Annotated in this window: 11 protein-coding genes and 1 tRNA gene; 2 read left to right on the top strand and 10 right to left on the bottom strand. The window is 63.0% G+C overall.

The features are described from left to right. Positions 1 to 96 precede the first annotated feature (96 nt). Both mrdA and rodA read left to right on the top strand, forming a co-directional pair. A complete protein-coding gene (gene mrdA, locus ACOSV0_RS00505; RefSeq protein ID WP_434108054.1) occupies positions 97 to 2,451 on the top strand; it encodes a penicillin-binding protein 2 in 2,355 nt (784 codons plus the stop codon). Between the two features lie 10 nt (positions 2,452 to 2,461). Then, positions 2,462 to 3,610, top strand: a complete 1,149-nt coding sequence (rodA, locus tag ACOSV0_RS00500) for a rod shape-determining protein RodA (protein ID WP_434108053.1) — start codon at positions 2,462 to 2,464, stop codon at positions 3,608 to 3,610. 191 nt (positions 3,611 to 3,801) lie between these two features. Here the strand turns inward: rodA and ACOSV0_RS00495 are convergent, their stop codons facing one another. The 10 genes from ACOSV0_RS00495 to rsmB form a co-directional block, all read right to left on the bottom strand. Next, complete coding sequence (locus ACOSV0_RS00495) at positions 3,802 to 4,506, bottom strand: tetratricopeptide repeat protein (protein ID WP_434108052.1); 705 nt, start codon at positions 4,504 to 4,506, stop codon at positions 3,802 to 3,804. After that, on the bottom strand, positions 4,503 to 5,285 hold the full coding sequence (locus tag ACOSV0_RS00490) for an HpcH/HpaI aldolase family protein (protein ID WP_434108051.1): 783 nt from the start codon (positions 5,283 to 5,285) through the stop codon (positions 4,503 to 4,505). The genes ACOSV0_RS00495 and ACOSV0_RS00490 overlap by 4 nt, the downstream gene beginning before the upstream one ends. A gap of 206 nt (positions 5,286 to 5,491) precedes the next feature. Then, positions 5,492 to 5,935, bottom strand: coding sequence for a 6-carboxytetrahydropterin synthase QueD (gene queD / locus ACOSV0_RS00485; RefSeq protein ID WP_093634683.1), 444 nt, complete (start codon positions 5,933 to 5,935; stop codon positions 5,492 to 5,494). A gap of 9 nt (positions 5,936 to 5,944) precedes the next feature. After that, positions 5,945 to 6,577, bottom strand: coding sequence for a 7-carboxy-7-deazaguanine synthase (gene queE, locus ACOSV0_RS00480; RefSeq protein ID WP_074285747.1), 633 nt, complete (start codon positions 6,575 to 6,577; stop codon positions 5,945 to 5,947). Positions 6,578 to 6,653: 76 nt separating this feature from the next. Beyond that, the gene (queC, locus tag ACOSV0_RS00475; protein ID WP_434108050.1) at positions 6,654 to 7,385 is read right to left on the bottom strand and encodes a 7-cyano-7-deazaguanine synthase QueC; all 732 of its coding nucleotides are present in this window, start codon (positions 7,383 to 7,385) and stop codon (positions 6,654 to 6,656) included. A 439-nt stretch (positions 7,386 to 7,824) separates the two neighbouring features. Next, positions 7,825 to 7,900, bottom strand: a tRNA-Phe gene (locus ACOSV0_RS00470). Positions 7,901 to 7,993: 93 nt separating this feature from the next. Next, positions 7,994 to 8,686, bottom strand: coding sequence for a response regulator transcription factor EsaR (gene esaR / locus ACOSV0_RS00465; RefSeq protein ID WP_434108049.1), 693 nt, complete (start codon positions 8,684 to 8,686; stop codon positions 7,994 to 7,996). Next, positions 8,687 to 11,101 (bottom strand): ATP-binding protein, encoded by a 2,415-nt coding sequence (locus tag ACOSV0_RS00460; protein ID WP_434108047.1) that lies wholly within the window; start codon positions 11,099 to 11,101, stop codon positions 8,687 to 8,689. Then, positions 11,091 to 11,690: a DUF4390 domain-containing protein gene (locus ACOSV0_RS00455; RefSeq protein ID WP_434108046.1), complete on the bottom strand. Its 600-nt coding sequence runs from the start codon at positions 11,688 to 11,690 to the stop codon at positions 11,091 to 11,093. Before ACOSV0_RS00455 ends, ACOSV0_RS00460 begins: the two co-directional genes overlap by 11 nt. Next, on the bottom strand, positions 11,687 to 13,126 hold the full coding sequence (gene rsmB / locus ACOSV0_RS00450; protein WP_434108045.1) for a 16S rRNA (cytosine(967)-C(5))-methyltransferase RsmB: 1,440 nt from the start codon (positions 13,124 to 13,126) through the stop codon (positions 11,687 to 11,689). The genes ACOSV0_RS00455 and rsmB overlap by 4 nt, the downstream gene beginning before the upstream one ends. Positions 13,127 to 13,183: the final 57 nt, after the last annotated feature.

Genomic DNA, 13,183 nt, shown 5'->3' with positions numbered 1-13,183 from the left:
GGCCCGCTCGACGCGCATCGCTGTTCATGCCTCCCGGTTCCGGCCGGTTTAGGCGCACACTCATGATGGCCGTCACACGGCCTTTTGCAGAATCGCATGACCGAATTCAAGGACACTCAGCAACAGCTCTCGAAGTTCCGCCTGCGGGTCGCGGCGGCGGGCGTGTTCGTGTTCGTCTGTTTCGGGCTGATCGGCTTCCGTTTCCTGGTCCTGCAGGTCTGGCACTACAGCAAGTACTCGCTGCAAGCCGACGAAAACCGCATCTCGGTCGCGCCGATCGTGCCGAACCGGGGCATCATCACCGACCGCAACGGCGTGGTGCTGGCCAAGAACTATTCGGCGTATACGCTCGAAATCACCCCGTCGAAGCTGAACGACACGCTCGAAAACGTGATCGACAACCTGGCCACCGTGGTTTCGATCGACGCTCGCGACCGCCGCCGCTTCAAGAAACTGCAGGAAGACTCGAAGAATTTCGAGAGCCTGCCGATCCGCACCCGTCTCACCGACGACGAAGTCGCGCGCTTCACCGCGCAACGCTTCCGCTTCCCGGGCGTGGAAGTGCGCGCGCGCCTGTTCCGTCAATACCCGCTTGGGCCCACGGCGGCGCACGTGATCGGCTACATCGGTCGGATTTCGCAGCGCGATCAGGATCGTATCGACGACGCCAGCGATCAGAACGACAGCGATCCGGACCACTACGATCCACGCCTCGACGCGAACAACTACAAAGGCACCGACTACATCGGCAAGATCGGCGTCGAGCAGAGCTACGAGACGGAACTGCACGGCCAGACCGGTTTTGAAGAAGTCGAAGTCACCGCGGGCGGACGGCCCGTGCGCACCCTGTCGCGCACGCAGGCAACGCCGGGCAACAACCTCGAACTGTCGATCGACATCGGCCTCCAGCAGGTCGCCGAACAGGCGTTTGCGGGGCGCCGCGGAGCGCTGGTCGCGATCGAACCGGCAACCGGCGACGTGCTCGCGTTCGTGTCGGCGCCGAGCTTCGATCCGAATTCGTTTGTCGACGGTATCGATCAGCAGACCTGGGACGAGCTCAATAACTCGCCCGACCATCCGCTGCTGAACCGTCCGCTGCACGGCACCTATCCGCCGGGCTCGACCTACAAGCCGTTCATGGCACTCGCCGCGCTGACGCTGCATAAGCGCACGCCGGGCTGGGGCTTCCAGGATCCGGGCTCGTACACGTTCGGCGGCCATACGTTCCGCAACGACGTGCGCTCGGGCCAGGGCTGGGTCGACATGAACCGCGCGATCGTGGTGTCGAACGACACGTATTTCTACATGCTCGCCCACGATCTCGGCGTCAACGCGATCGCTAATTTCATGAAGCCGTGGGGCTTCGGCCAGATCACGGGCATCGACATTTCGGGCGAAGCGCGCGGCATCCTGCCGTCCACGGAATGGAAACGCAAGGCGTACCGCAAGCCCGAGCAGCAGCGCTGGTATGAAGGCGAAACGATCAGTCTGGGCATCGGCCAGGGCTATAACTCGTTCACCATTCTGCAACTCGCCCACGCCACGGCCACGCTCGCGAACAACGGCATCGTGATGAAGCCGCACCTGGTGCGCGACATCGAGAATCCGATTACGAAAGACACGCGCCCGGTCGTGCGCGATCCGAGCGACAAGATCGCGGTGAAGCAATCGGACATCGACATCATCAAGCGCGCGATGGAAGGCGTCGTGACCAACGGTACGGCGTCGAAGCTGTTCATCGGCGCGCCCTATCTGGCGGCCGGCAAGACCGGTACGGCGCAGGTGTACTCGCTGCAAGGTGCCAACTACAAGGGTCACGCGATCGCCGAGCATCTGCGCGACCACGCGCTCTTCATCGCGTTCGCGCCGGCCGAGCAACCGAAAATCGCGCTCGCGCTGATCGTCGAAAACGGTGGCTGGGGCGCGGAAGCGGCCGGTCCGATCGCGCGTCGGGTGCTCGACTACTACCTGGTCGGCAAGAACAAGCCCGGCGCTGAAGCGGCGGCTGTCGCCGCAGCGGCCTCGGCGACGCAGGATGCGTCAGCGCCTGAAGTGGGTGGCTCACCGACGCCACAGGACGCGGCGCAACCGGTCAAGGTCGCGGCAGGCTTCACTCCTCTGCCGATGCCGGGTGCTGCTTCGGCCGCTGCGGCAGCTTCCGCGGCGGCGGCTGCTTCGGCTTCGGCTGCTGCGTCGGCAGCTACAGCGGCGACATCGCCGGCCGCGGCGGCTGCTTCCGCATCCGGCGCAACCAGCGCATCAGCAGCCATCGCCGCATCCACATCTGCATCCGCCGCCGCTGCAAAAAACCCGACGCCGCGTAAATCCGGCGTCCCGCACAAACCCCGCCCGAGCAGCGAGCCGGTACCGACCGCCGCCGCTCCGTCGCGGGATGACAGCATTCAGCCTACGTCGCCACGCCAGCCGGTTTCCGGCGGCATCGACGAGTAAGGAGAAAGGCATGCAATTCGACAAGCGCGCCTGGCTCGACCGCATCAAGCGGATGTTCGTGGGCTTCGACCGGCCGCTCGCCCTGATCGTGTTTCTGTTGCTGTGCGTCGGCATCGTCACGCTATACAGCGCGACGCTGGACATGCCCGGCCGCGTGGAAGACCAACTGCGCAACATCATGCTGACGTTCGTGCTGATGTGGGCGCTGGCCAATGTGCCACCCACCACGCTGATGCGCTTCGCGGTCCCGCTCTATACGTTCGGGATCGCGTTACTGGTTGCAGTGGCGCTGTTCGGCCTGACGCGCAAGGGAGCCAAGCGCTGGATCAATGTCGGCGTGGTGATCCAGCCGTCCGAGATTCTGAAGATCGCTACCCCGTTGATGCTCGCCTGGTACTACCAGCGACGCGAAGGCGTGATGCGCTGGTACGACTTTCTGGTCGGCTTCGTGATCCTGATTGTGCCGGTCGGTCTGATCGCCAAGCAGCCTGACCTTGGCACCGCCGTGCTGGTGTTCGCGGCGGGTTTCTTCGTGATTTATTTCGCGGGACTGAGCTTCAAGCTGATCGTGCCGGTGCTGATTGCGGGCGTGATCGCGGTCGGCTCCATCGCGGCGTTCCAGGACAAGATCTGCCAGCCGGAAGTGCAGTGGCCGCTGATGCACGACTATCAGAAGCACCGTATCTGTACGCTGCTCGATCCGACGTCCGATCCGCTCGGCAAGGGTTTCCACACGATCCAGGCGGTGATTGCCATCGGCTCGGGCGGCCCGCTCGGCAAGGGCTGGCTCAAGGGTACCCAGGCACATCTGGAGTTCATCCCTGAGAAGCACACCGACTTCATTTTTGCGGTGTTTTCCGAGGAGTTCGGGCTGGCGGGCGGGATCGTGCTGCTCACGCTTTATATGCTGCTGATCGCGCGCGGTTTGTATATCGCGGCCAACGGAGCGACGCTGTTTGGGCGGCTACTGGCCGGATCGCTGACCATGGCGTTCTTCACCTACGCGTTTGTCAACATCGGCATGGTGAGCGGGATCTTGCCGGTGGTGGGCGTGCCGTTGCCATTCATGAGTTATGGCGGCACTGCGCTGACTACGCTGGGGGTCGCTATCGGCCTGATCATGAGCATCGCGCGACAGAAACGGTTGATGCAGAGTTAGTGCCATCCGAAGGCGCAGGCTGCGAAGCCGGTCGCAACCAGAAGAGCCGAAAAACGCGCAGTCAAATCAGGCTGCAAAAAGAAGGCCCAGCAAACAAAAGGGACCCGCCCGACGTGAACCGCACCTGAAAAGCATGGACACGTGTCCAACTTTTGGAGTGCAGTTCAAGTCAGGAGCGCCCCTTTTTGTATCTACTGCGGCTTCACTTCCTTCTGATCCCGCAGTTGCGCACTCAATTGCTGGTACTTGAGTTTCGCCGCCGGATCGCCCTGTGCTGCCGCTGCCGCATAATACGCACGCGCCACGTTCAGGTTCTTATCCACGCCATCGCCACCGCGCTCGTAGAACGAGCCGGTTACGTACTGCGCGGTCATATCGCCGCCTTGCGCAGCCTTCTTGTACCAGACGAACGCCTGCTGGTTATCGCGAGTCGTGCCGCGGCCATCGAGAAACTGGTTGGCCAGCGCGAGCTCCGCCTGCACATGCCCCTGCTGCGCAGCCTTCAGAAACCACCGGTGCGCCTCGACCGGATCACGCCCGACGAACTCGCCGTCGTCGTACATCTTGCCGTACACGTACTGCGCGTGCGACATGTTGGCGTCGGCGGCTTTGCGCAGCCACTTCTTACCTTCGTCGACATTGGCCGTGGTGCCTTCACCGTTGAGCAGCATCATCGCGTAGTTGAACTGGGCCAGCCGGCTGCCGCGCTGCGCGGCTTTACGGAACTCGGCAAGCGCCGCGCCCAGGTTGCCGGCGTTGTAGTCGGCGACCGCGGTTTGCGTCTCCGGATCGTTCGACTTCGCGACGCGGCTGTCCTGCGCATACGCCGTCACATTCGCCATCAACGCCGCCGTAACCGCCAGACGCACCACGACGCACTGCACCATCCCCTTCATGTCCTCACCTCCTGCAACGCCTGGCGGGTTGCGCGCAACATCCACATGACGTCGGCGGCCAGAGCGATAAAACGAAAACCGGCATCGCGATGCTGCTTCGCACTCGCGACATCCATAGCAAAAATTCCCGCGGCGATGCCGGCCTTGTCGGCGGCGCTAACGATGCGCGCCATCGCGGCCTGCACGTCGGCATGCTTCGAATCGCCAAGATGACCGAGGCTCGCGGCGAGATCGGCCGGTCCGACGAACAGGCAATCGACGCCCGGCGTCGCCGCAATCTTCTCCACTTCCTGCAAGCCGCGCGCCGACTCGATCTGCACGATATTTGCGATCTGCGCGTTGGCGCTCTGCACGTAGTCGCGCCGCATGCCGTACGCAGCCGCCCGCACCGCACCGGCGACACCACGCTGACCGTCGAGCGCATCGGCGCTCGGATACTGCGTCAGACGCACGGCGTGTGCCGCCTCCTCGGCGGTTTCGATATTCGGGAACATCAGCGTGCGCGCGCCGGCGTCCAGCACGCGCTTGACGAGCCACGCCTCGCTGGCGGGCACGCGCACGACCGGCTCGCTCGGCAGATGCGCGGCGGCGATCGCGCGCAACTGCGACGTGACATCGCCGCTATCGTTCGGCGCATGCTCCATGTCGATCAGCAGCCAGTCGAAACCGGCGTGCGCAAGCGCCTCGGCCGCGGAATCGCTGCCGAGCGAAAGCCATAGGCCGAACAGCGGATCGGCTTCTTTCAGACGTTGTTTGAGGGGATTCGTGAAGGTGCTCATTGCCGCGCTCCCTGGCGATGGGATACATCGCCTGAAACACGGTTGAAGATGCTGGCGTGGCGGAACGGCCCAGCGCCTGGGCCATGACGGCCTGAGTGCCTGCTGCAACGCAATGCGGTGACCGGCATGTCTCGCTCCGTGTGGTTATCGGAGCGATCATACCGTGACAATAACGTGGAGGTTGGGCCGTGAAGTCGACCCGGCGTTTAGTCGCGAACGACGTCGGCCCAGCAGTTCGGCGTCTCGAACAGACGCACCTTGTGCAAACGCAGATTCACACCGTAATGCGCGTCGTAGACATTCGCGAGAATGTCGAACGCGACGGCTGCGAGATTTTCAACGGTGGGAATGCGATCGAGCACGACCGTCTTGTGCCCCGCCATCGTTTCCAGGAAACCGCGCACCTGCGTATCGCCTTCGTAGACGAGGAACGCATGGTCCCACTTGTCGACCAGATGCTCGACGGCGAGCGACTTCACGTCGGCGAAGTCCATCACCATGCCGCGATCCGGCGCGCCTTCGGTGTCGACCAGATCGCCTTGCAACGTGATTTCGAGCACATAGCGATGGCCGTGCAGATTACGGCACTGGCTGCGGTGATCGGGGATGCGGTGACCCGCGTCGAATTCGAGTTTTCGTGTAATCGTCAGCACGGCAAATCAGGGAATGTTCAGATACTTGTGGGTCTGCATCGACAGGCGCCATTGCGGATGGCGTTTGCACCAGTCGATCGCGAGCTTCGTGTTGAGGTCGCGCGACGGGCCGTCCATTGGCTGGACGAGGAAATACTCGAAGTCGAGCTTCGCATACTCGGACAAGCGCTGGTTGTCCTGCGGAATCACGACCTTCAATTCGTTGCCCTTGGTGACGACGAGCGGCGCGTCGGCCTTCGGGCTCACGCAGATCCAGTCGATCGTCTCGAGGACCGGCAGCGAGCCATTGGTTTCGATGGCGATTTCGAAGCCGGCAGCATGCAGCGCATCGACAAACGGCTGATCGATCTGCAGCATCGGTTCGCCGCCCGTGCACACCACGAAGCGCTCGCCCTCGCCTTCCGGCCATTGCGACGCGATCATCTGCACCAGTTCTTCGGCGGTGCGGTACTTGCCGCCGTTCTCGCCGTCAGTACCGACGAAATCCGTATCGCAGAAACGGCACACTGCCTCCGCACGATCTTCTTCGCGGCCTGACCACAGATTGCAGCCGGCGAACCGGCAGAACACGGCCGGACGCCCGGCATTCGCGCCCTCGCCCTGCAATGTGTAGAAGATTTCCTTGACCGCGTAAGTCATGCTGCTTTCTGCCTTGTGTTCCTGAAAATGATTGCCCGCTAACGCAGCGTTCGCACGATGCGCCAGCGTCAACCCGTCAAACTGGCTCGGTGACCTTTTCGCCCGCCAGATACGCTTCATAGCCCCGCTTGCGCAAGCGGCACGCCGGGCATTCGCCACAACCGAAACCCCATGCGTGCAATTCGGCGCGCTCACCAACATAGCAGGTGTGCGTTTCGACGCGCACCAGTTCAACCAGTTCGTCGCCGCCAAGCTCATGCGCGAGACGCCACGTGTCGGCCTTGTCGAGCCACATCAACGGCGTTTCGAGCAGGAAGCGCGTGTCCATGCCGAGGTTCAGCGCGACCTGCAACGCCTTCATCGTGTCGTCGCGGCAATCGGGGTAGCCCGAGAAGTCCGTCTCGCACATCCCGCCGACCAGCACCTGCAAACCACGCCGATACGCAATGGCCGCCGCGATCGTCATGAACATCAGATTACGACCCGGCACGAACGTATTCGGCAAACCGTTAGCGGTAGCGTGAATCTCGATTTCACGCGTCATCGCGGTATCGCTGATCGAGCCGAGGACCGACAGATCGATCATGTGATCTTCGCCGAGTCGGTCGGCCCATGCCGGAAATGCATGTACGACTGCGTTGCGAAACCCTTCGCGGCATTCGAGTTCGACGCGGTGCCGCTGACCGTAATCGAAGCCCAGCGTCTCAACCGTTTCATAACGTTCGAGCGCCCAGGCGAGGCACGTGGCGGAATCCTGGCCGCCGGAAAACAGCACCAGAGCGCTACGTTTAGCGTCTTTGCGGATCACCGTGAAACTCCGTGAATGATGAGTGCCACGTCGCGCTGCGCGAGGTGCGCCATGCAAGCAACGCGGCGCGACGCGTGCCGGCACTGCTGCCGGCCCAAAGCAGTATAGGCCGCGCCTTCCACATGCAGAGTCGCTGGGCGCTTATACCGTTAATCGTCGGGCGAAGGGTTCGGCGCCTGTTGCGGCCTTGCCAGATTGCGGCAAAGTGCGCAGAAGGCCCAACTTCAGGATACGAAAAGACGTGTTTGGCGCGGTGACGTAACAGTGGCATACCCGCCGAACGTCGACCACGCGTTCGTATGCAAGTCCTTGAACTGGCGCGATTTTATCACGCGGCGCCCAATACCGCCGAGCACGCCCGCCTGCCGCGAATGTCCGTCAATCAACGGGCAAAAAAGGAAAAGCCCCAGGAATCTTGCGATTTCCTGGGGCTGAATCCTGGTGGCCTGGGACGGAATCGAACCATCGACACGCGGATTTTCAATCCGCTGCTCTACCAACTGAGCTACCGGGCCAACGAAGAACGAAATAATATCAAAGGGTCAGCAGCCCGGCAAGCCCCTTCTCGAAAAAATCTGCCGCCGGACCCGCACGCATTGCGCGGCCGCTCACTCCCCTTTGTTCTTGCCAAGATCGACGCCGAGCTGCTTGAGCTTGCGATACAAGTGCGTACGCTCCAGCCCGGTCTTCTCTGCAACGCGCGTCATGCTGCCATTCTCACGCGCGAGGTGATATTCGAAGTAAGCGCGTTCGAACGCATCGCGCGCGTCGCGCAACGGAATGTCGAACGAAATCGACGCCGTTTGCGCAGCCAATGCGCCGCTGCCCATGCCATCCGACGACAGCATCGGCAACGCAGCCGCCGATGCCACGGCGGAAGCGCTCACCGGCAACACCGGCTTCGCTGCCGCGCCGCCCGGCGCGCCGCCCACCGCGTTACCGCGAGCGAGGCCTTGCTCGACCGCCTTCAGCAGTTTCTGCAACGCAATCGGCTTCTCGAGGAAATTGAGGGCACCGATCTTGGTCGCTTCGACCGCCGTATCGATGGTTGCGTGACCGGACATCATGATCACCGGCATGGTCAGTTGCCCTTGCGCCGCCCACTCTTTCAGCAAGGTCACGCCGTCGGTATCGGGCATCCAGATGTCGAGCAGCACCAGGTCCGGCGCCTGGCGCAAGCGGAATTCGCGCGCTTCCTGCGCGTTTTCCGCCGCTTCCACGACATGTCCCTCGTCGCTCAGGATCTCCGAGAGCAATTCCCGGATGCCCATTTCATCATCTACCACCAGGATGGTTGCCATTTACGCTGCCTTTGTCTGCACTGTTGCTTTTGTCGTTCCCTGCGACGCATTGCCATGCGCCGCCCGCGGCCCTGCTCCAGGTTCCGCGGCATCGTCTGCCAGTTGAAGGAAGAGGATCGAGATCTGCGCGCCTTCAATGACATCGCCCGCTTTCATGCGGTTGCGAATGTCGATCCGCGCGCCGTGTTCGTCGACGATCTTCTTGACCATCGCAAGACCGAGACCTGTACCTTTGGCCTTGGTCGTTACGTAAGGTTCGAATGCACGTGTGAGGATACGCGCGGGAAAGCCCGGTCCGTTATCCGACACCGTCAGACGCACCGCGACGCGTACTTTGCCTTCAGCGTCGGGGTCTCCGTATTCTACTGTCCTCGTCTCGAGCAACACACGCGGTTGTTCGACGTCGGCCACGGCATCCTGCGCATTCTGCAGCAGGTTGTGAATCACCTGTCGCAATTGTGTCGCGTCGCCGCGAATTGCCGGCAAGTCCGCGAGTTCCACCTGGATCGCGCCCATGCCTTCCTCGATACCGTACAACGTCAGCACCTCGCTGACCAGTTCGTTCAGTTGCAGATGCGCGAGCACCGCCGGCGGCGTGCGCGCATAGTCGCGGAAATTGTCGACCATCTGCTTCATCGCCGCGACCTGGTTGACGATCGTGGTCGCGCCGCGCTTCAGCACATCGGCATCCGATGGCGACAGCTTGTCCGCAAGCTTCATCTGCAAACGCTCGGCGGAGAGCTGGATCGGCGTGAGCGGGTTCTTGATCTCGTGCGCGAGACGCCGCGCCACTTCGCCCCAGGCGATCGAACGCTGTGCGGAGATCACATCCGAAATATCGTCGAACACGACGACGTAGCCGGAGGTCTGCATATCTTCCGCGTCGCGATCAGTGGCGGACACAAGACGCGCGCCGCGTACGAGCAGGGTGAGCGGCTCGGTTTCGCCCGGCACCTGCACCGAGAATTGCTGCTGCCAGTGGCCGCGGTCGTCGTGACCGTCGCCGCTCGCGGCTTCACGATCGGCAAACGCCTTGCGCACCATCCCGCCGAATTCGATCAACACGCCGATCTGCTCAAGCGCCGAACCCAGCACTTCCTGGAACTGCTGACGGAAGATGCGCTCAGCGCCACGGTTCGCAGTGGTGAGACGGAACTGCCGGTCGAATACGAACACGCCCGCGGTCAGGTTCGCGAGAATGCTTTCCAGATAGGCCTTCGAATGCTCGAGCGCGATGCGGTTGTTCTCCACCGCCGCGCGCGCTTCCGACAACTGCCGCGTCATCGCGTTGAACGACTGCGTGAGAAAGCCCAGTTCGTCACGCGACTTGATTTCGCGCTTTGGCGTGTAGTCGCCCTCGGTCACTTCCTTGGTGCCTTGCGCGAGCAGGAACAACGGCCGCGCAAGCTGATTGCCGAGCGCAAGCGCCAGCATCATCGCGATAAAGGTGGCGAGGAACAGCGCAAGCGTCAGCGTGCCGATGTACATCTTGCGCAAACCCGTGCGGCCCAGCGCCTTCTCCTGATACTCGCGATAGGCCCGCTGCACCGCGTCGGCATTCCGCGCGAGCGACGGCGACACCGGCTGCGTGAGTTGCAGAAAGCGTTCGGTGGGCTGCAACAGCGACGCGTTCGAATCGGGAATGCGCTGCACGATGCGCAACCGCAGCACGCCTTTGCTGCCATGCGCGTGCGGATCGCCGTCGACTTCTCCTTCGATCGCCGCATAGCCGCGGCCGCGTGCCTGGTCGATCATCAGCGGCGTGGGCAAGTCGTTCGGCACGAGCGTCGCGTAATTGCCGGATGCCTGCGCGACCACGTGCATATCCGGCGTCGCGCCCGACATGCTGCGCGTGGGCTCGACGATCGTCGCGTCCTGCACGCCGAACTGATCGCGCAAACGCAGGAGCGTGAGCGTGGTGCCGGCGGCGTCCGCGCTCGCCAATTGCTCGGACATCAGGCGGCCCTTGGTCTGCAGATCGGACAGCGACGCGTCGAGCATGCCGCGCCCCAGATTCAGGCCCGAGGTCAAAGCGGTTTCGACGTTCACGTCGAACCACGATTCGATGCTGCGCGACACGAACTGATACGACACGACGTAAATGATGCCGCCCGGCACCACCCCGACCAACGCCATGAAGAACGCGAGTTTCGCTAACAGCCGTGTGCCGAACTTACCTTTTCGAAGCCGGGCAATAATGATGATGACGAGCGTCGCCACCACCAGCAAAAAGATCATCGCGACCACGAGGTTGGCCGCGTACAGCCATTGGTAATAGCGGTCGAAGAATTCGGTATTCGCGCTCGCCGCTGCGAGCAGCACGAGCAGCAACACGGCCGTCACGGCGACCGTGGACACCAGCACGCGCACGACGATGCTGCTGACACTGGTGGCTCGGCGCACTCTATTTAGCACGTTCGGTCACCGTGAAGGTAAAGCGCTTCCACTCGGACGCAAGGTTCCAGTCGCGGTTGTTCACCGCGTCGATCTGGAACGGCTTGGGCATCAGCGCGATATCGAGTTGCGTACGCACCGAGGCAGTGTACGTCTCCCCGGTATGCACCTGATTGCGGTCGATCACATGCCACGACGTGATGTGCTTGATCACCGCGAGCGCGTCTTTCAGCGTCGTGAAGCCGAGCTGCAAGCCGCCCGACGACACGCTCGACACCCGGTATTCACGTGTGAGCGGCTGGAACGACAGGCGAATACTCTGCGACACGCTCACCGGCTGCTCGTCGAACCAGTACCAGCGCGGCCGGCTCAGTTCGAAATCCGTTGTGAAGTACAGCGGAATGCCTTTGTTGACGGCGTCTTCGAGATTGCTGTTCAGGTCGAAGTCGAAACGCGCGTCAAGGCTCCAGCCAGTGTTGTCCGATTGCAGCGACGCGCGCTGCACCGCGATCGAATCGGCATACGCCGCGCCCGGTGCGGCGAGCCATATGGCCAGCACGATCCAGAACACGGCAGCGAGCCGAAGCGGGAAGAAGCGTTTGATGGTCACCGTTTCTGGAAGCGCGCGTAGAAAAATCCGTCGTGGTCTGAGTTCGAGCCGGCGCTATCTTCAGCGGCGTGTCCGGCATGGGAATCGGCCGATGTGTCGGCGGGCGCGCAGGCAACTGAGGGTAAAAGTTGCCCCGGCGCGTCCAATCGTACCGCATCCTGATACTTGTTTCCAAACCACTGCGCCTGCAACTCGCCTTCTTCGGGAAAGATCGAACACGTAACGTAGAGCAACTCGCCGCCCGGCTTCACGAGCGGCCATAGCGCTTCGAGAATGCGGCGCTGCTCGGCGACCAGCGCGGGAATATCCGATGCGCGCCGCAGCCAGCGAATATCCGGATGGCGCCGCACGATGCCCGAGGCCGAACACGGCACGTCGGCCAGAATGCGATCGAACGGCTGGTCGATATCGTCGTGCCATTTTGCCGGCGCGCCCGCGTCGCCGATACGCACTTCCGCTTCGAGCTTGAGCCGCTGCAAGTTTTCACCGATGCGGCGCGCGCGCGACGCGTCGCTTTCGAGCGCTACAAGTTGCAGATTGGCGAGCTCGAGCAGGTGGCCGGTTTTGCCGCCAGGCGCCGCGCACGCGTCGAGCACGCGCATACCGTCACGCACGTCGAGCAGTTGCGCGGCCAGTTGCGCGCCGGCGTCCTGCACCGAAACGACACCGTCGTTGAAGCCGGGAATGCGGTCGACCGGCGTCGGCGTAGCGAGCTTGACGGCATACTCGCCGGCTTTGCTCGCAGGGATGTGATGGTCCTGCAGCACTTGCAGATAGGCATCGACCGTCGAGCGGCGCGCGTTCACGCGCAGCGTCAGCGGACCTTGCGTGTTGCCGGAAGCGAGCACCGCTTGCCATGCGTCGGGCCATGCGGTTTTGACCGCATCGATCCACCACGCCGGGTAGTTCCAGCGCGCGACTTCGTCGGCTTGCGCGGCGCCCAGCAGCGCCTCGCGCTCGCGCAGGAAATTGCGCAGCACGGCGTTGACGAGACCCTTGGCGAACGCGAACTCACGACGCGCCGCAATGGCGCTCACCGCCTGGTCGACGACGGTGAATGGCGCATAGGCGGCGTTCGCTTCATCATCGACGAGCAAGGCGAGCGCGCAGGCGAGCACATGGCCGACGTGCGGCGGCGGCGCCTTCTTCACCAGCTTCGCAATCAGCCATTCGGCGGTCGCGAGGCGCCGCATGGTGCGATAGGCGATGTCCTGCACTGCGCCGCGCGCCGCGGCGGCACTGCCCTCGGGCGCGGAAACGAATACGGATTGCAGCGCGGCCGGCAAGGCCGCCCCGAAGCGCACGGCGCCGACGGCCTGGCCCGCGCAATCGAGCGCGAAACCGAGCGATTCAGGCGCCAGGTGCAGCATCGACAGACGGGATTCGCGCGGATGCGCCGATGAGGAAGCAGAACGCGAAGAAGGCTTTGGAGTCATGAAAGAGGCAAAAGCAGGCCACACGGTGCGCGCGACGCAAACAGCACACATTGTAGC

It is taken from the genome of Paraburkholderia caffeinilytica, assembly GCF_051027425.1.
GTDB lineage: Bacteria > Pseudomonadota > Gammaproteobacteria > Burkholderiales > Burkholderiaceae > Paraburkholderia > Paraburkholderia caffeinilytica_A.
This window is presented reverse-complemented; position numbering and strand designations above follow the sequence as displayed.